Below are 18570 nucleotides of genomic sequence, written 5' to 3'. Positions count from 1 at the left end.
GCCAACGGTTAGACAGTGCTCATGACCGAGCTGACGACGGCGACAGGCGGGGGCATGCTCTCCCGCGAGGAGATGGACGCGGCGCGGGAGCGGCTGCCCATCGTCTACGTCGACGTGGTGCCGGTGCGGGTGGATGGGCAGGGCACGGTGATCGCCGTCGGGCTGCTGCTGCGGGCCGGCGAGGACGGGCAGATCAAGCGGGCGCTCGTGTCGGGCCGTGTGCTGTACCACGAGCGAGTGCGTGCGGCGCTGCTCCGGCACATCGAGAAGGACCTCGGCCCGCTGGCGCTGCCGCGGATCCCGCCCGCGCCGCAGCCGTTCACCGTCGCCGAGTACTTCCCGACGCCGGGGGTGACGCCCTTCCATGACCCGCGGCAGCACGCGGTGTCGCTGGCCTACGTCGTGCCGGTCGAGGGCGACTGCGCGCCGCAGCAGGACGCGCTCGAGCTGACCTGGTTCACGCCGCTCGAGGCGCGGGACCCGGCCGTGCTCGCCGAGTTCGAGCACGGGCAGAGCACGCTGCTGCTCCAGGCCTTGGCGCACCTCGGCGTCTGAGAGAAGCCGTAGGTCTCCGCGCTCCTGAAAGGCGGCAGTAGACGGACATGTCAGCGCTCAAAGTGGCGCAAGTGACGCGTTAGCTCATCGGTGCGTGGCGCTACCGGACGTCCGAGCGGATACACGGCGGATCGTTACTGTCGGGCATCCGATGAATTGAGCAAAGGAAGCAACCCGGGATGCCCGAAGAGAGTTGGCACGAGGCGCGACTAATTCCCACGTCGGGCATCAACGGAGCCGAAGAGCAAGAGCGGCGGGCTACCTCTGCGCTTCTCGCGGTGGTGACCGCTGTGCGCGAGTTTGGCCGCGGATTGACCCAGCCGCTCGGCGCTCCGACGGGCAACATTCAGGCCTTCATTGAGGTGCCCTTCATGCTCGGGGAGAAGCGGTGTTACCCCGACGGCCTCATCAGGGTGTCGCGGGGCCAGCGCAGTTGGACGGCCCTCGTCGAGGTGAAGACCGGCACGAACGAGCTGGCCGCGGAGCAGCTAGAGAACTATCTCGACATCGCCCGGGAGAACGGCTTCGATGCGCTGATCACGATCAGCAACGAGATCCCTCCGTCCGCTGGCCAGCATCCGACCAAGGTCGACAAGCGCAAGCTGCGCAAGGTCGCCATGCACCACCTTCCGTGGAGTCAGATCTTGGCGGAAGCGGTTGTGCAAAAGGAGCATCGTGGCGTCGCCGACCCGGATCAGGCCTGGATCCTCGGGGAACTCATTCGGTACTTGGAGCATCCCCGGTCAGGCGCACTCGAGTTCGAGGACATGGGGCCGTCGTGGGTTCCGGTTCGCGATGCAGTGACCGCTGGAACGCTCCGCGCTTCCGATAAGGGCGTAGCCGATGTCGCGGCCCGCTTCGATGCTCTGCTGCGGTATGCGTCCCTGCGGCTCGGACGTGCGCTCGGCACGGAGGTTGTGCCGGCGGTAAGTCGCCGGGAAGCAGCCGAGCCGGCACTCCGGACTGCAGCGCTCGTTGACGGGTTAGTAAAGGAGGGGCGCCTTACGGGTGCCATCCGTATTCCTCACGCGGTCGCTCCGCTGAACGTCGAGCTTGACCTGCGCGCTAACCGCGTCACTCTTCACGTAGACGTCGACGCGCCGCGGGAGGGTCGTCCCACCACCCGCGTCAACTGGCTGGTGCGTCAGCTGAAGGCAGCGCCGGACTCATTGCGGCTTGAGGCGTTCGCGATGCACACCCGCGGACCCGGGGCGGCTGACCTGCTCAAGTCAATTCGTGAGGACGCCGGGCTCCTGATTCAGGACCCGAAGAAGGAGCTTCGTTCGTTCCGGATCGCCTCGACGAGCCCCTTGGGGAGTAAGAGAGGCCGCGGCCGGGGCGCCGCCATCGATTCCGTGCTGGACGCAATCGACGCCTTCTATGGAGACGTCTTGCAGCACCTCAAAGCGTGGACGGCGGCCCCGCCGAGAATGCGTGAGGTCGCCGAGGCGTCTGAGGCTTCGAGGGGGCCCCTCGCAAGCACCGCGCTGTCCTCACAGGACGGCGTAGAGCAGGTGGAGGACTTCGACGCCATCGAGTCTCTTCCCGAGGAGCCAGCCGATTCCCCGTCGCTCGAGGAGGCGGCGCTGCCCTGACTGGAGCCAAGGCCGAGCTCGTGACTGCCCGTGAGACCAAGCTGCAGCACGCTGAACATCGCGGTCACAAGGCGAGTGGCCAAGTTTCTCCAGCAGGAGCGCTGCCTATCGCGGGACCGTTCGCCGCTGCTCCGGCACCAGGAAGGACTCCGGCCCGCTGTCGCTGCCGCGGATCCCGCCCGCGTCGCAGCCGTTCACCGTGGCTGACGTACCTGGGGGTCTGACGACGGCCCGCCCGATGTTCGTCAGACGTCGTCCTCTGCCTCCAACTGCTGGACGGCCGCGAGGAAGTCACCGGAGACCTTGTCGACGGCGGCCAGCGCGGCGGCGGTGAGCACCGGCTGCAAACCGCGCTCCGCGTGCCCGTAGCGGATCAGGTCACGGAGCAGGTCGGGCGCCCGGTCGAGAGACGGCGTGAGGTAGCCCAGGAATGGAAGCCGAGGATCGAGCAGCTTGCGGACGTTGTCCGGGCTCCAGACGAGCGGATCGCCGATGCCATTGCTGCTGCCGGCCGCGACTACCTCGTCGACCAGCGGCCGGAGTGTGAAGCCCGTCCACGCCGGACCGAAGGGGCTCGCGAGGAAGCGTTCGGCGATCTCGTCGAGGTCGTCGTCGGACAAATCGTTCAGCACGTCGCCGTCACCACCCTCGGGCAGCAGCGTGAGCATCCATTCGACCAGCGGTCGGGAGGCGGCCCAGCTCTCGTAGCCACCGCTTCCCGGGCCGAGATCCAGCTCGCGGAGCGCTACTTCGATACGAGCACGCCCGTCGGCGGTCGAAATGTCCCGTACGCGCACGGCTGGGTCGGCGTCCTCCACGAGCAGCGGGATCGCGTCCTCGATCGGCGTCTGCAGGACGAAGCCCTCGGCGGCGAAACCGCCCGGCTCGTTGTCCACGAGGACGACCGCGGTGAGCGGGTGGCCGCCGGGCACCATGACGCCCACGAGCAGCTGATCGGCGTCCCGGTACACCGTGCTGATCTCGACGGCGCGGTCCACACGTTCGGTGCGGTCCAGCTCGGCCAGCCACCGGGGCAGCACCTGTCCGCGTTCGCCGAACTCGCGGCGGACCCGCCGCCGCAGCTCGGCATCGCCGGTGAGGGCCGCGATCGCGAGGACGGCGGCCGACGCCTCTGGCCGATCCTGGCCGGACAGACCTTCCACCAGCTCCACAAGAGTTTCGGCGGGGTCGTCGGCGCCTGCGGTGATGCCGAGAATCATGCCGGCGACGGCGAGCATCGCGCCCGGAGTCTCGCTGTCGAACCCCTCGCGGAGAGCAGCTGCGAACTCCGCATGGGGCAGGCTGCGCCGCTGATCCGGACGACGCCGCTGAGGGCGCCTCTTCTTGTTCTTCGGCATGGTCGGCAGACCGTACTGCTCCCCGCTGACGACACACCTCGGCTGTGCACAGGCACCGATGCCGCCCTCGAATCGCGCCGCCCGCGCTTCTTCTGCTGGCGTACCTCCGCGTCTGACCACGGGGCGGGCGTCGGCTGTCAGCGCTCCCAGCGACCCGATTCCGCGTGGTGGCCCGCGAGGTCCCGGCCGATCGTGCGCAGCAGCGGCTCGGCCCCCGCGATGCAGAGCTCCAGGTCGGGCTCGCGTTCGCGAAGCGTGCGGACGTCGAGCAGCCCCGCCTTGCCGATCTCCGCAGGGCTGAGGTCGCACGACCCGGTGACCCCGATGACCGGCACCCCGTGCCGGAGCGCGGCTTCCAGGACGCCGGCGGGCGCCTTTCCGCTGAGCGTCTGCGCGTCGAGCCGCCCCTCGCCGGTGATCACAAGATCCGCCCGCGCCAGGACGGCGTCCGCCCCGACGAGTTCCAGCACCAGCTCGATGCCGGGCCGGCGGGTGGCCCCCAGCACCGTCAGGGCGGCGAACCCGACGCCGCCGGCCGCCCCCGCGCCGGGGGCGTCGGCGTGTTCGAGGACGACGTCCCCGAGGACGGCGGCCAGCACCGACGTCAGCTGCCGGAGGCCGGCGTCGAGCTGATCAACCTGCGCGGGGTCGGCGCCCTTCTGCGGGCCGTACACGGCCGCCGCGCCGTCGGGCCCCAGCAGCGGGTTCGTCACGTCGCTGGCGAGCGTCACCGGGATGCCGGCCACCCGCTCGTCCAGCCCGGTCAGGTCGGCCGACGCGATCGCCTGCAAGCCCGCACCTCCCGGCGGGACGGGACGGCCGGAGGCGTCCAGGAAACGGGCGCCCAGCGCGGTCAGCATTCCCGTCCCGCCGTCGGTGCAGGCGCTGCCGCCCACGGCGAGGACCACCTCGGTCGCGCCCAGGTCGAGTGCGGCCCGGATCAGCTCACCCGTGCCGGCACTGTCGGCGTCCATCGGCGCCGGCCGACCGGCCGGCAGACGCACGAGGCCGCTGGCCTGGGCCAGCTCGACCACCGCCGTCGTGCCGAGCATCGCGAACTCGGCGGTCACCGGCTCACCGGTAGGTCCCGCGACCACATGCGTGTGGGACGTCGCACCCGCGGCGACCGCGGCGGCGACCGTGCCCTCCCCGCCGTCGGCCACCGGCAGCGCCGTGAGCTCGAGCGTCGGATCGCCGTCCCGCAGGCCGGCGAGGAGCGCCCGCGCGACCTCGGGCGCGGAGAGCGAGCCCTTGAACTTGTCCGGGGCCACCACGACGTGCGGCACGGTCAGGAGACGGGGGTGATGGGCGGGCGGCCGGCCAGCACCGCCGCGGCGTTGGCGACCGACAGCCGGCACATGTCGCTGCGCGTCGTGCTCGCGGCGCTGCCCAGGTGCGGGGTGAGCAGCACCTGCTCCATCGTCAGCAGGCGGGGGTCGACGTCCGGTTCGCCCTCGAAGACGTCCAGCGCCGCGCCGCCGATCCGGCCGCCCTCCAGGGCGGCGACGAGGGCGTCGGTGTCGACGACCGGGCCGCGGGCGGTGTTCACCAGCAGCGCGCCCGGCTTCATCAGCTCCAGCGTCTCGGGGCCGATCAGGTGGTGCGTCTGCGGCGTCAGCGGGCAGTGCAGCGAGACGACGTCGCTGACCCGCAGCAGCTCCGGGAGCTCGACGAACTCGGTGCTCGCCCGCTCGTCGTCGGTCAGCTCCGCCCGGGTGGGCGTCGCCACGATGCGCATGTCGAACGCCCGTGCGCGCCGCGCCACCGCGCGCCCGATCCGGCCGAAGCCCACGATGCCGAGCGTCGCCCCCGCCGAGAGGTCGAGGCCGACCATCATCCGCGGCCCCCAGATCCACGGGGTCTTGGCCCGGAGGAAGCGGTCCCCCTCGGAGATCCGGCGGGCCAGGGCCAGGATCAGTCCCACAGCGAAGTCCGCGGTCGCCCGGTCCAGCACGCCCGGGGTGTTGGTGACCAGCACCCCGCGCTCGCGGGCCGCCGCCACGTCGATGTTGTCGTAGCCGACCGCGGTGTTGGCCACGATCCGCAGCCCCGGCCCGGCGGCGTCGAGCACCCCGGCGTCGATGCGCTCGGTCAGCGTGCACACGAGCGCCGCCGCCCCGGCGATGCCGCGCATCAGCTCGTCGCGGGTCGGTGGTTGCTCCGCGCCGACAACCAGGGGGCGGCCGAGCGCGGCCAGCTCGTCCATGGCGTCGTCGGTCAGCAGCCGGGGGACGTAGATGTGGCCGGTCATGAGGGGCTCCCCGCGAGCAGGTCCGCCGCCGTGAGCGGGCCGGTTGTCGGATCGGGCAGGTCGACCGGGAACGGGCGACCGACGACCGTCGTCCATTGCCGGGCGAAGCGTCGCCACCGCCGGGCGATGGTCGCCGCCCAATCCGGCCGGGGTTCCACCAGCCGCGCGGCCGGCGGGGGCAGCGCGACGCCGTCGACGGCCGCGGCCGCCATGGCCACCGCCCCCAGGGCCGGCAGATGGGACTCCACCACCAGCCGGACGGGACGGCCGAGGGTGTCGGCGACGATCTGCGGATAGGCGTCGCCGGTGGCGAACGCGCCGGCCAGGAACACCGGCTCACCGGGGGCGAGCCGGCCCTCGGTGCACATCTCGAGGACGAGCCGCGAGGCGAACGCGACGCCCTCGGTGATGCCCCAGGCGGCGGAAGCGGCGGACGTGTGGGGGAGCAGCCCGAGCAGCGCGGTGTGCGGCTCGCCGAGCCACAACGGTCCCCGCTCCGCGGCGGTGTGCGGGATGAAGACCGGTGCCCCCTCGGCGTCCTCGGGCAGCGCGCCACCGGCGGTCGCCGTCATCCGCCGGACGGCGTCCCCACCGGACCCGTGGCCGAGCAGCCGCGCCCCGAGCGCCAGGGCGTCGCCGCCGTTCACCGCGCCGTGCGCGAGCCAGCGGCCCGGCACCACGTGGGTGCGGGACAGCGCGAGGGGAACCGGTTCCGGCTCGGTGCGGCACGAGGTGATCACGTGCGTCGTCCCGACCGTGTACATCGGGGGACCGCCGTCCTCCAGCTGCATCAGATAGGCGGCCGAGGCGGTGTCGGCCGCGCCGACCACCACGGGGATGCCGGCCGGGAGGCCGAGGGCCTCGGCGGCCTTGCCCAGCAGCGGGCCGAGCACCGCCAGCGACGGCCGGATGGCCGGCAGGGTGGCAGGCGGCACGCCGTACCGTTCCGCGAGCTCGGGCAGCCAGCGGGGATCGCCGTCCGTCGCCGCCATGATGCCCAGGTAGGAGGCCTGGGTCGGGTCGATGGCCGCCTGCCCGGTGAGGAACTGGCCCAGCCAGGTGCCCACGAGCCCGAAGGTCGCGCACCGCTCCGACAGCTCGGGGGAGGTCTGCGCGGCGACGGGCCAGGCGAGTGCCATGGCGGTCGCGGGCTCCGTGCGGTTGGCGACCAGCCGGGCCTCCTCCGCCGTCCGCAAGCCCGCCGACGCGGCGCACAGGGGGCCCAGGGCGGGGTGCTCCCACCGGACGCCGGGGCACAGCGGAGCCCCGTCGCCGTCGAGGAAGAGCGCCACCGGCGAGTGCACCGCCACGCTCAGCGCCGTCACCCGGGCCCGGGCGGGTCCCAGCCCGGCGCAGGCCTCCGCCAGGCTGCGCATCCAGGGGGTGGGGTCGACGCGGCCGGCCCCGATGGTGCGGGCGTCCGGGTGGGCGGCGGCGCCGCGCGCCAACACCAGCCCGTCCGCCCGCACCAGCACGGTCTTGGTCGCCGACGTGCCGAGGTCGATGCCGAGGTACAGCTCATCCATGGCCGCGCGTCGTCTCTCCTGGTCGAACGATGGGTTCAGGCGTCCTCAGTCCAGCAGCTTCGCGGCGATCTCCGGCCGCTCGCCGTCGTGGACGACGGCCTTGAGCGCCGTGACCATCTTCCCCGGGTCGACGGCGCCCCAGACGTTGCGCCCGGTGGTGACCCCGTGGCCCCCGGCCTCGATGACCGACGCGGCCTGGCGCAGCACGTCCAGGGGACTGTCGGCCGGCGGACCGCCGGCGGCCACCACGATGGCGGGCACACCCTCGACCACCTTGGCGAACTCGGCGGTGGAGCCGGTGTACCAGGTCTTGACGATGTCGGTGCCCATCTCCGCGGCCGCCCGGGCGGCGTAGAGGACGGCCTCGGTGCTGCCCTTCTTGTCCGCGGCCCAGAGCTCACCGCTCGGGTAGGCGTGGCAGATCACGGGCATGCCGACCTCGGCCGCCCGCTTGGTGACGGCAGCCAGCTCGGAGAAGCCCTCCACCTGGTGGGAAGAGCCCGCGCTGATCCCGACGGCGACGGCGTCGGCCCCCAGGCGCAGGGCCTCGTCGACGGTGCCGACGACGGCCTCCTGCGTCAGGTGGAAGTCCACCGAGAAGGTCGACGCCTTCATGACGAACGGCACCGGCGTGGCGTTGTGCGCGAGCACGGCGGCGGCCAGGCCCTTGAACATGGTGACCGCGTCGGGGCGTGCGGCCGCGATGCCGGCGTAGGTCGGGGCGATGTCGGCCAGCCGCGGCGCGACGCCGCGCGGCACGGCCTGGTCCAGCGCGACGGTGACGGTGCGGCCGCTGGGGCCGAAGATGCGGCGCAGGCGGATGGCCCGGCCGAGGGCCGCGGTGGTGCCGTAGGGGGTGATCTGCAGCGCGGCGTGCGGCAGCGCGGTCTCGGGCAGGGCGGCGTTCAGGGTGGCGGTCACGATGTCCTTTCGAGGGGTCTTCCGGGGGCGAGGTGGGATCAGGCCCAGGGGGCGACGCCGACACGCATGTCGCGTCCCGAGGCGGCCAGCTGGATCGCGTCGACGACGTCGTCGATCGGGACCTGGGTGCCGACGAGGTCGTCGACCTGGAGGGCGCCGGAGCGCACCAGCTCGGCGACGGCGCGGAAGTCGTCCAGCCGGCAGGAGGAGGCGCCGACCACGGTCCATTCGTTGTAGTGGATGTCGTTGGCCGGGATCTCCAGCGCCGTGCCCTCGCCGCTGAAGCCGGCGAACACGCTGATCCGGGCACCGGGCGCGAGCGCGCCGAGGTAGGGGTCCAGCGCGTCGGTGCGGCCGACGGCCATCACGAGGACGTCGATGCCGGCGCCTTCTGTGAACTCGAGGATCTGCGTAGCAGTGTCGGCCCCCGGGGCGAGGGTGAGATCGGCGCCCGAGGCCGCCGCGGCGGCTCGCCGCTCGGCGATGGGGTCGACACCGACGATGCGGCCGACGCCGAGCTGCCGGGCCAGCCGGATGTGCATGAGGCCGAGGGGGCCGCAGCCGCTGACCAGCATGGTGGGCGCCGAGGCCGCCGACGCCAGGCGCTGGGCGTTGTAGGCGCAGGCGAGCGGCTCGACGATCGCGGCCGCGCCGGGCGAGACGCCGCCGATGGGGACGATGTTGCCGGCCTGCACGGCGGCCGCCGGCACGCGGACGTACTGCGAGAACCCGCCCGGCAGCTGGTAGCCGAACGCGATGCGGTTGCGGCAGAGGTTCGGGTGGTTGCGCGTGCAGGCCACGCAGGAGCCACACGGCAGCAGCGGGTAGACGCAGACCAGGTCGCCCTGGGCGAGGCCGTCCGGCAGGGGGCCGGCGGAGTCGGCGACCGTCGCGGAGAACTCGTGGCCCATCACGGTGGGGTAGGTGACGTTGCGCTTCTTGCGTCCCTCGTAGATGCGGATGTCGGTGCCGCAGACCAGCGCGCTCTCCACGCGCAGCAGCACGTCGCCGGGCTCGAGGGCGGGGATCTCGTTGTCCTCGACCTTGAGGTCGAGGGGGGCGTGCAGGACGGCCTGCTTCATGGGACGGAACAACTCCTGTCGGGACGGCGCGAGCGGGGTGCGGAGTGGCGGTGCCGGTCAGCCGGTCGCGGCTGCCTCGACGGGGACCGGGCAGGTGATCACCTGGAGTCGGGGGTCGGCGGCGCGGAAGGACTCGATGAGCTCGGGGTCGGCGCCGTCGTCGGTCAGCAGCGTCCAGGGACGGTCCATGGGGGACCAGTAGGAGGTCCAGGCCGCCGAGAGCTTGCTGGAGTCGGCGAGGACGAAGACCTGGCGGGCCGACTGCGCCATGAGGGTCTTCAGCCCGCTCTGTTCCAGGGTCCGTGAGGCGACGCCGCGGGCCGGGTCGACGGCGTCCGCGCCGATGAACGCGACGTCGGCGTACAGGCCGCGCACCGTGTCCTTGGCGGCGGCGCCGGTGATGGTCTGGTTGATCCGGCGCACCCGGCCGCCGAGCACGACGATCTCGGTGTCGCCGTACTCGAGCAGGGTGTTCAGGGCGGCGACCCCGTTGGTGAACACGGTGAGGCCGGGGATCGCCCGCAGCTGCCGGGCCAGGCGCTCGGTCGTGCTGCCCGCGTCCAGGATGACGACCTGGTCGGGCTCGACGAACTCGACGGCCGTGCGTGCGATGGCGTCCTTCTGGGCGCCGTTGCTCAGTTCCCGCTGCCGCACGGAGACCTCGGCGGAGGCCGTGCCCAGTGCGGCGCCGCCGTAGGTGCGCGTGATCCGGCCCTCGGTGTGCAGGTGCGCGAGGTCGCGGCGGACCGTCGCTGGCGAGACGCCGAGTGCCGGCGCGAGCTCCTCGACGGGCAGCGAGCCGGCGCCCCGCTGCACCAGCAGCTCGACGATGCGCTCACGCCGCACATGGGCCGGGATGCGGCCGTCCAGTTGGGGATCCATGTCTCACCTCCGTGCGCAAACTGCGCAGTGAATGAGTACACCGCGCAGGGTCGATGGGTCAAGACCCACCTGCTCGAAACGCGCACATCCTGCGCAACTCTGATCATCACGTGCGCGGAGTGGGCGAGAAACCCGGTAAAGAGTGGCACTTGACAGATAGGGCTGCGCACGATGAGCATGACGCCGTCACGTGTGACGGGAGCCATAGCACGACCGAGACGACTCAGCGCCTGATCAGTTCGCGCAAATGAGGCAGCGGGGTCGGGCAGCGCAGAGACACCCGCATACAGCAGTCGTCGACCTGAGGGAGTAACAGAGTGAAGAACGTCCGCACCGTCGCGGTGGCAGCCGTCGCCGCCCTGTCAGTGGTGTCGCTGGCCGCCTGTGGATCCGGCGCCGGCGCGAAGGCGGCGGGCGGTGGAGACCCCGAGGTCCGCTTCACGCTGTCGATCCCCGACCCGATCGACTCCTCGGTGGGCGTCACGGCCAAGCACTTCGCCGACGAGGTGGCCAAGGACTCCGACAACAGCATCAAGGTGACCGTGGTTCCCAACGGGACCAGCTTCGGCGGCGACCAGAAGGCCGCGATCACGCGCGTCACCCAGGGTTCCCTGGACGCGACCATCCTGTCGACGTCGGTGTACGCCGGCTCGATCAAGCAGATGAACGCGCTGAGCCTGCCGTTCCTGTTCAAGGACACCGCGCAGCTCGCCGACTACCTGGCCGGCCAGCCGGGCAAGGACCTCGCCGGGCTGCTGGAGTCGCAGGCGAAGACCCACGCGGTGGCGTTCCTGACCCGCACGCCGCGCGAGATCACCAACTCGCAGCGGCCGATCACGTCGCCGTCGGACCTGGACGGCCTCAAGCTGCGCGTCCCGGGCAACCCGCTGTGGACGGAGTTCTTCAGCAGCCTGGGCGCCAGCCCCACCCCGATGGACTTCTCCGAGGTCTTCACCGCGCTGCAGACCGGAACGATCGACGGTCAGGAGAACCCGGTGGAGGTGCCGGTGGCCAACAAGTTCTACCAGGTGCAGAAGTACCTCTCCCTGACCAACCACATGAGTGACGCCTTCGTCCTGGCGCTGTCCGACGCGAAGTGGGACTCGCTGACCAAGAAGCAGCAGGACGCCATGGAGAAGGCCGGCGAGGAGACCGGGTCGTTCAAGACGAAGTACGACGCCGACCAGAGCACCAAGCAGATCGCGGAGCTGAAGGACCAGGGGATGAAGGTCAACAAGCTCTCCGACTCGGCGGTCGGCCAGTTCCGCGACAAGGCCCGCGCCCTGTACCCGCAGTTCCGCGACCTCATCGGCGGCGATTTCATGGACGAGACCACCGCCTTCATCGACGCCAAGTAGCTCGACCGAGTCCAGGGAGCCGTCCTCGTGAACAAGGTGCTTGATCACATGGAAGCGCAGTCGAACAGCGTCGACGCGTCGACGCCGCCGATCACGGCGGAGCAGGGTGTGGAGAACCTCCGGACCCGGTTCCGGCGCGACGGCTCCCTGGACCGTGGGTGGAGCGGGGCGGTCTGGCTCGACCACGTCCTGGAAGGGATCGTCGGAGCCGCCATCCTCGGTGAGCTGCTCGTCGTCCTCATCAACGTCGCCTCGCGGCTGGTGACCGGCGACTCCATCCTGTGGACGCAGGAGGTCTCCCAGATCGCGTTGCTGACGGTGGCCTTCGTGGGCGGCGCCATCGCCTACCCCAAGGGCGCCCACATGTCGGTGCGCGCGCTGGTCGACCGGCTGCCGGCCGGCTGGCGGCCGCACCAGGAGGCGATGGTGGACTGGCTGGTCCTCGCCATGGCCGGGGCGAGCCTGGTGCTCTTCCAGCCGGTGCTGGCCGACCGCTGGAACTCGCGGACGCCGATCATGCACGTCCGCGAGTTCTGGCTGTCGCTGCCCATGGCCGTGGGCATGGCGCTCATCTGCTACTTCGCGCTCTACCGGCTGGCCCTGCGCGGTGCGCGGGCCGTGGCCGGCGGCCTCGTCGGCGCGCTGGTCATCAGCGGCGCGGCCCTGCTGCTGGGGGAGTGGGCGCGCGATTCGTCCACCCACGCCCTGCTGGCGATCGTGCTGGTGGCGCTGTTCGTCCTGCTGTTCCTGGGTGTGCCGATCGCCTTCGTCCTGGCGCTGATCTCGGGCGCCTACATCTACTGGGGTGACTTCTCCGACGTCTCCGCCGTCCCGATCGGCATGGAATCGGGCGCCAAGGGCTTCCTGCTGCTGGCCATCCCGTTCTTCATCCTGGCCGGCGCGATCATGAACTCGGCGCGGTTGATGGCGCCGCTGGCCCGCGTCTGCGAGACGTTCATCGGGCACATCCGGGGCGGGCTGCTCCAGGTCATCCTGCCGACGATGTACATCTTCTCGGGCATCTCCGGGTCGAAGGTCGCCGACGTCGCCGCGGTCGGTACCTCGATGCGCGACATGCTCGACGAGCGGGAGTACCCGCGCGGCGAGGTCGTCGCCGTGCTCTCCGCGTCGGCGATCATGGGCGAGACGATCCCGCCGAGCCTGGTCCTGCTCGTGCTCGGCTCGATCACCTCGCTGTCCACGGTCGCGCTGTTCGCGGCCGGCGTGCTGCCGGCGGCCTTCCTGGCCGTGTGCGTGAGCGCCCTCATCTACTTCCGGGCCGGCAAGCTCAAGGCGATCTCCAGCCCGAAGGAGTCGTGGCGGGTGCGGGGGGCGTCGCTCGTCGCGGCCATCCCGGTGCTCATCCTGCCGGTCGGGCTGGTTCTCGGGATCGTGTCCGGCGTCGCGACGCCGACCGAGGTCTCCGGCCTCGCCGCGGCCTACGGGCTGCTCATCGTGTTCGCGTACCGGCGGGCCTCGGGGCGGGTCTTCTGGGAGGCGTTCCGCGACACCTCGACGTCGGCCGGGATGATCCTGTTCATCATCGCCGCGGCGGCGCCGTTCGCGCAGGCGCTGGCCATCGGCGGCGCATCCGACCAGATCGCCACCCTGATGAGCGGCCTCGGCGGGTCGAAGATCCTGTTCTTCGCCGTCAGCATCCTGCTGCTCATCATCATGGGCCAGATCCTCGAGGGCCTGCCGGCCATCCTGATCTTCGCGCCGCTGCTGCTGCCGCCCGCGCTGGAGCTCGGGATCAACCCCATCCAGTACTGCATGGTCCTCATTGTGGCCATGGGCATCGGGTCGTTCGCGCCGCCGGCGGGGATCGGCTTCTACGTCGCCTCGGCCATCGGCCGCGAGACGATCGAGAAGAGCCTGCGGCACTTCGTCCCGTACCTGCTGACGCTGATCGTCGGGATCGCCGTCCTGGCCGCGATCCCGTGGATCAGCACGGCGCTGCCCGACGCCCTCGGACTCGGGTGAGCTCGGCTGGTCGCTGACGACCGGCGGGCCGCGGCACGTGCGGCGGCCCGCCGGTCGATCGACGTTCCGGGGCGGGCGCCGGCACACCTCGGCGTCTGCGCCTGCCGGCGCGGGCTCGGTGCCCGCGCCGGCCGTCGTCCTCAGGCCATCTCGGGGACGCGCAGGTGGTGGAGCACCAGCTCCATCTCCGCCATGTCGGTGACCTCCAGGCCCGACTGCTGGGCGAACTGGTCGCGCATCTCCCGCACCGAGGCGGCGGAGGCTTCCAGCGAGCTCCGGTCGTCGTAGGTGGCGGTGATGACGCTCATGCCGGTCTGCCGGTCTCCCATCACGCTGACGCTGCAGAAGCCGGGGATGTCGTCCAGCCGGGGCATGATGCCGGTTCGGAAGGTCTCGGTCATCTCGTCCATGCGGGCGGGCTCACCACGGGTCCAGGTGACGCGGCAGCAGGCGCCCTCGGGTGCCTGGTGGGCGCGGTGCAGGACGGCGATCTCCCATTCCTGCACCTCGAACTGGCCACCCATGACATCGCTCGACTGGTCGCGCATGGCGCGCACCGCCTCCCTGCTGGCGCTCATCGACTCCTCGGAGTCCCAGCTGGTCGTCACGATGCACCGCCCGGACTGGCGGTCGCACAGCATGGACAGGCCCATGCAGCCGGGCATGCTCTGCACCGCGGGCATGATCCGGTCGCGGACGTCGGCGATGCCCGCGTCGATGCGCTGCGGGTCGGCGTGGACGGTGTTGGATCGGGCGTACATGCCGCCCTCCTCTCGGGATGGCGGGCGACGCCCCGGCGGCGTCGCCGCGAGGGAGATGCTGCTCGCCCCGGCGCTCGACGACCAGTCCGCTGCGCGCGCCACGCGCATCCGCCGGCCGCCACCCTGCGCCTTCCGTCGTGGCGGCAGAGGCTCACCTCCGCAGGACGTGTGGGAGCTGTTGTCTCCCTCCTGCTGCAGGCAATGACCGCTCTTCGGCGGCTGAGGCAGGGCGGTGTTCTACGACGTCGGCAGGACCGGCCCGCAGGGCCGGTGAGCGGACGGGCGGATCGTGCCTGCGAGTCGATCAGCGCAGTTCGGGAAGGTCCTCGAGGTCGAACGCCGCGTGCAGTGCAGCGGTGAGTGCCGGCTCCTGCTCGGGCAGGAGCCTCCCGATCTGGCGGCCGAGCGCCGCTGACGGGATGGTCACGACGTTATCGCAGCTGACGACGCTCGGCTGGTCCAACCCGTTCCGCGAACCGACCGGAACCTCCGTCGACAGCCCCCGGGCGGTGCAAGTGATCGGGGCGACGGTCACCCGGGTCAGGTGAGGCCGAACCAACTCCCGGGTGAGCACCAGTACAAGTCGGCTCTTGTCCAGCGCGGCCAGATGGATCGGCCGCATCAGAGGAGGTCGTCGATCGGAATGCGTGCGGCGTGCTCGGCGAGGTCGTCCATGTCGTCGTCGGGGGCGCTGTCGGCGGCGAGGATGGCCGCATCGCGCGCCGCGACCTCCCGTCGCAGCTCTAGCGGAGCGCGCGGCTGACGACGGCGGCGCGCGACGGTGCCCGTCCGTCGGACACCCGTCGGTCGACGAACTCAACCAGCTGGGATGCAATCTGATACCAGTGGTTTCGAGCCACTGGCGGCATCCCCCGGCTGTGGACGGCGGCGGGACGAGGGTCTCGGCGTCGATAGCCTCGTGCGGTGATCGAGGAGCTGCGCCCCTGGCTCGCCGATCCCGTCGTCCGCCGATCGGTCGGGGACGACGCGTGGCGGCGGGGTGCCGCGTACGCGCGCGAGGGCCGGGTCTCGGACATCTCCTACTCGGGCTCGACCGGCGAGATCGGTGCCGTGGTCGTCGGCAGCCAAGGGCGTATCTACCAGACCGTGGCGGTGTTCGACCGTAGGGACGGCCGGTGGTGGGGAGAGTGCAGCTGCCCGGTCGGCGAGGACTGCAAGCACGCCGCCGCGCTGCTCGTCGCTGCCCGACAGGCGTTCCGGGGTCCGTCCGCGCCACCCCGCGCGCCCGAGTGGCAGCTCGCCCTCGCCGACCTGGTGCCGACCCCCGAGGAGTCGCGGGCTCTGACGCCAGTGGCCCTGCAGTTCGATGTCGAGGGAGCGACCGCACGGTCTCCTGCCGAGATGTCGGTGCGGCTGCGCCCGGTCGTGCCCGGTGCCAAGGGGCGGTGGGTGCGCAGCGGGGTGTCGTGGCGGAACCTGCCCTACGACTACGCCGGGCAGCGCGATCCGGCGCACGTCGCGGCGCTGCTCATGCTTGCCGGGGCGCACCGGGCCGCCGAGGCGAGCTCCGGCTACTACTACGGCTCCGGTGACGCGCCCGTTCGGCTCGAGGAGTTCGGCCCCGCGCTGTGGCCGGCCCTGCGCCAGGCGGTGGACGACGGGGTTCGCCTGGTGACCACGAAGGGCGCGCCGGTCCGGCTGGCGGAGAAGCCGGGGGCGCTCGCCGTGGAGGTGCGCGGGGACGAGCACGGCGACCTGCGGGTTCAGGCGGTGGTCGAGCTGGGCGACGATCGACTCCCGGCCGAGTCGATGCTGCTGCTCGGCAGTCCGCCCCACGGCGTCGCGCTGGTGCCCGGCACCACCGGCCTGGCGCCGGGTCGGGGGGACGGGCTGGTACTCGTTCCCCTGCAGCGGGTGCCGCGGTCCGTCGAGCGGCTGGTGAGTGGCGGGCCGGTGCGCGTGCCGGCGTCCGACCGCTCCCGATTCCTCACCGGCTTCTACCCGGCGCTACAGCGCGCCCTGCCGGTGCGCTCGCCGGACGGGTCGGTGGAGCTGCCCGAGGTCCTGCCGCCGCAGCTCGCCCTGCGTGTCGAGCACCTGCCCGGGCATCGGGCGCGGCTGGACTGGTCGGTGTTGTACCGGACGGGGGACGACGTCCGCCGGGTGCCGCTGGCGCGCCAGGGCACCTCTGCCTCCGACGCGGAGCGCGACCTCGCGGAGGAGGACCGGCTGCTGCGTGCGCTGCCCGCCCCGCCGGAGAGGCTGCAGCGGATATGGCACGTCGGTCCGGACCCACGGCCGATCGCGACCGCGGAGGTGTCAGGGCTGGCCGCCGCCGTCCTGGTCACCGAGATGCTGCCCCGGCTCGCCGACGCGGACGTCCTCGTGGAGGAGATCGGGGACGCGCCGGAGTACCGGCGGTCCGACGCTGCCCCGGTCGTCGGGGTGTCGGCCACCGACAGCGGGGACACCGACTGGTTCGACCTCGGCGTCACGGTCACCGTCGACGGCGAGGACATCCCCTTCGCGCCGCTGTTCGCCGCACTGGCCGCGGGGGATTCACACCTGCTGCTGGACAGCGGCCTGTGGTTCGACGTCCGCCGTCCGGAGTTCGACCAGCTGCGCCGGCTGATCGACGAGGCGCGGGCGCTGCAGGACGCCGACGGAGAGGGTCTGCGGATCAGCCGCTACCAGGCGGGCCTGTGGGAGGAGCTCGTCGAGCTGGGTGTGGTGGCCGAGCAGAGCGAGCGATGGTCCCGCGACGTGCGGGCGCTGCTGGACGTCGACTCGGTCGCTGCGCCGCCGTCGCCGGCCGGCCTCGAGGCGCAGCTGCGGCCCTACCAGGTGGAGGGCTACCAGTGGCTGTCGGTGCTGTGGGACGCCGGGCTCGGCGGCGTCCTCGCCGACGACATGGGGCTGGGCAAGACGCTGCAGACGCTGGCGCTGCTCTGCCGGGCGAAGGCGGCCGGTGAGCTGACCGCGCCGGTGCTTGTGGTGGCTCCGACGAGCGTCGTGTCGAACTGGGCGCGGGAGGCCGAGCGGTTCGCGAGCGGTCTCGTCGTCCGCACGATCGGGGCGACGGGCCGCAAGCTGGGCGTCCCCCTGGCCGAGGCGGTGGCCGGCGCGGACATGGTGGTCACCTCCTACACGTTGCTGCGGCTGGGCGAGGAGGACTACCGGGCACTGCCGTGGAGCGGGCTGGTGCTCGACGAGGCGCAGTTCGTGAAGAACTACGCCGCCAGGACGTACGCGGCAGCCCGGCGGGTGCCCGCCCGGTTCAAGCTGGCGATCACCGGTACCCCGGTCGAGAACAACCTCATGGACCTGTGGGCGATGCTCTCGATCGTCGCGCCGGGGCTGTTCCCGAGCCCGCAGCGGTTCAGCGAGCACTACCGGATCCCGATCGAGCGCGGCGGCGACCCGGAGGTGCTGGCCGCGCTGCGGCGGCGCATCCGGCCGTTGATGCGCCGCCGCACCAAGGAGCAGGTGGCCGCCGAGCTGCCACCCAAGCAGGAGCAGGTGCTCGAGGTGGTGCTCAACCCGAAGCACCGCAAGGTCTACGACACCCACCTGCAGCGGGAGCGCCGCAAGGTGCTCGGTCTGGTCGACGACCTGCAGCAGCACCGGTTCACCATCTTCCGGTCGCTCACGCTGCTGCGGCAGCTGGCGCTCGACGCCTCGCTGGTCGACGAGGCGTACCGGGCCATTCCGTCGAGCAAGGCCGCCGCCTTCCTCGAGCACCTGCAGGAGGTGGTCGCCGAGGGCCACCGCGCGCTGGTGTTCAGCTCGTTCACCGGATTCCTGGGCACGGTCCGGAAGCAGCTGGACGACGCGGGCTTGCCCTATGCCTACCTCGACGGGCGCACCCGGGATCGGGAGCGCTGCATCGACGAGTTCCGCAGCGGCCGGGCGCCGGTGTTCCTGATCAGCCTCAAGGCCGGCGGGTCGGGGCTGAACCTGACCGAGGCCGACTACGTCTACGTGCTCGACCCATGGTGGAACCCGGCGGTGGAGGCGCAGGCGGTCGACCGTGCGCACCGGATCGGCCAGGACAAGTCGGTGATGGTCTACCGGCTGGTCGCGGCGGGCACGATCGAGGAGAAGGTGGTGGCCCTTCAGGAACGCAAGCGGGACCTCTTCGCCAGGGTGCTGGACGACGAGGCCGGCGCGCTGTCCGGGGCCCTGACCGCCGAGGACATCCGCGGCCTGTTCGAGTGACCGTCGGGCCGCGGACGTAGCACTTTCGAGCATCGGCCTGATGAGTGCGTCGGGCCCGATCCAGGCTGCGTCCGGTGCCGGACCAATCCCATGTTCCCTGCGCCGTAGCGTTCGACGCG

Annotated in this window: 14 protein-coding genes; 5 read left to right on the top strand and 9 right to left on the bottom strand. The window is 71.9% G+C overall.

What is annotated here, in order from left to right; all coding sequences use genetic code 11:
- The first annotated feature begins 21 nt into the window (after window positions 1–21).
- Together AC2H4J_RS22980 and AC2H4J_RS22975 are read left to right on the top strand one after the other, a co-directional pair.
- Window positions 22–555, top strand: coding sequence for a DUF4916 domain-containing protein (locus tag AC2H4J_RS22980; RefSeq protein WP_487467243.1), 534 nt, complete (start codon window positions 22–24; stop codon window positions 553–555).
- 278 nt (window positions 556–833) lie between these two features.
- A complete protein-coding gene (locus AC2H4J_RS22975) occupies window positions 834–2150 on the top strand; it encodes a hypothetical protein (protein ID WP_487467242.1) in 1317 nt (438 codons plus the stop codon).
- Window positions 2151–2395: 245 nt separating this feature from the next.
- Here AC2H4J_RS22975 and AC2H4J_RS22970 read toward each other — a convergent pair whose 3' ends face one another.
- The 7 genes from AC2H4J_RS22970 to AC2H4J_RS22940 all read right to left on the bottom strand — a co-directional run bounded on the left by AC2H4J_RS22970 (window position 2396) and on the right by AC2H4J_RS22940 (window position 10170).
- The gene (locus AC2H4J_RS22970; RefSeq protein ID WP_487467241.1) at window positions 2396–3508 is read right to left on the bottom strand and encodes a hypothetical protein; all 1113 of its coding nucleotides are present in this window, start codon (window positions 3506–3508) and stop codon (window positions 2396–2398) included.
- 137 nt (window positions 3509–3645) lie between these two features.
- Window positions 3646–4794, bottom strand: a complete 1149-nt coding sequence (locus tag AC2H4J_RS22965) for a glycerate kinase (protein WP_487467240.1) — start codon at window positions 4792–4794, stop codon at window positions 3646–3648.
- Window positions 4795–4796: 2 nt separating this feature from the next.
- Window positions 4797–5759: a 2-hydroxyacid dehydrogenase gene (locus AC2H4J_RS22960; protein WP_487467239.1), complete on the bottom strand. Its 963-nt coding sequence runs from the start codon at window positions 5757–5759 to the stop codon at window positions 4797–4799.
- Window positions 5756–7285: an FGGY-family carbohydrate kinase gene (locus tag AC2H4J_RS22955; protein ID WP_487467238.1), complete on the bottom strand. Its 1530-nt coding sequence runs from the start codon at window positions 7283–7285 to the stop codon at window positions 5756–5758. Before AC2H4J_RS22955 ends, AC2H4J_RS22960 begins: the two co-directional genes overlap by 4 nt.
- A gap of 45 nt (window positions 7286–7330) precedes the next feature.
- Window positions 7331–8206 carry a class I fructose-bisphosphate aldolase gene (locus AC2H4J_RS22950; protein WP_487467237.1) on the bottom strand — a complete coding sequence of 292 codons (876 nt, stop codon included), beginning with the start codon at window positions 8204–8206 and terminating at the stop codon, window positions 7331–7333.
- 38 nt (window positions 8207–8244) lie between these two features.
- Window positions 8245–9288 carry an alcohol dehydrogenase catalytic domain-containing protein gene (locus AC2H4J_RS22945; protein WP_487467236.1) on the bottom strand — a complete coding sequence of 348 codons (1044 nt, stop codon included), beginning with the start codon at window positions 9286–9288 and terminating at the stop codon, window positions 8245–8247.
- A 57-nt stretch (window positions 9289–9345) separates the two neighbouring features.
- Window positions 9346–10170 carry a DeoR/GlpR family DNA-binding transcription regulator gene (locus AC2H4J_RS22940; protein ID WP_487467235.1) on the bottom strand — a complete coding sequence of 275 codons (825 nt, stop codon included), beginning with the start codon at window positions 10168–10170 and terminating at the stop codon, window positions 9346–9348.
- Window positions 10171–10487: 317 nt separating this feature from the next.
- Between AC2H4J_RS22940 and AC2H4J_RS22935 the strand changes: the two genes are divergently transcribed.
- Window positions 10488–11528, top strand: a complete 1041-nt coding sequence (locus AC2H4J_RS22935; RefSeq protein ID WP_487467234.1) for a DctP family TRAP transporter solute-binding subunit — start codon at window positions 10488–10490, stop codon at window positions 11526–11528.
- A 48-nt stretch (window positions 11529–11576) separates the two neighbouring features.
- Entirely contained in the window at window positions 11577–13511 is a 1935-nt protein-coding gene (locus AC2H4J_RS22930) for a TRAP transporter large permease (RefSeq protein WP_487467233.1), read from the top strand.
- Window positions 13512–13651: 140 nt separating this feature from the next.
- Here AC2H4J_RS22930 and AC2H4J_RS22925 read toward each other — a convergent pair whose 3' ends face one another.
- Both AC2H4J_RS22925 and AC2H4J_RS22920 read right to left on the bottom strand, forming a co-directional pair.
- Window positions 13652–14272, bottom strand: coding sequence for an antibiotic biosynthesis monooxygenase (locus AC2H4J_RS22925; RefSeq protein WP_487467232.1), 621 nt, complete (start codon window positions 14270–14272; stop codon window positions 13652–13654).
- A 304-nt stretch (window positions 14273–14576) separates the two neighbouring features.
- Window positions 14577–14894 (bottom strand): type II toxin-antitoxin system PemK/MazF family toxin, encoded by a 318-nt coding sequence (locus AC2H4J_RS22920; protein WP_487467231.1) that lies wholly within the window; start codon window positions 14892–14894, stop codon window positions 14577–14579.
- 302 nt (window positions 14895–15196) lie between these two features.
- On the opposite strand from AC2H4J_RS22920, the gene AC2H4J_RS22915 reads away from it, so the two are divergent.
- A complete protein-coding gene (locus AC2H4J_RS22915; protein ID WP_487467230.1) occupies window positions 15197–18451 on the top strand; it encodes a DEAD/DEAH box helicase in 3255 nt (1084 codons plus the stop codon).
- The last annotated feature ends 119 nt before the right edge of the window (window positions 18452–18570 follow it).

Source organism: Blastococcus sp. OS1-29 (assembly GCF_057628075.1).
This window is presented reverse-complemented; position numbering and strand designations above follow the sequence as displayed.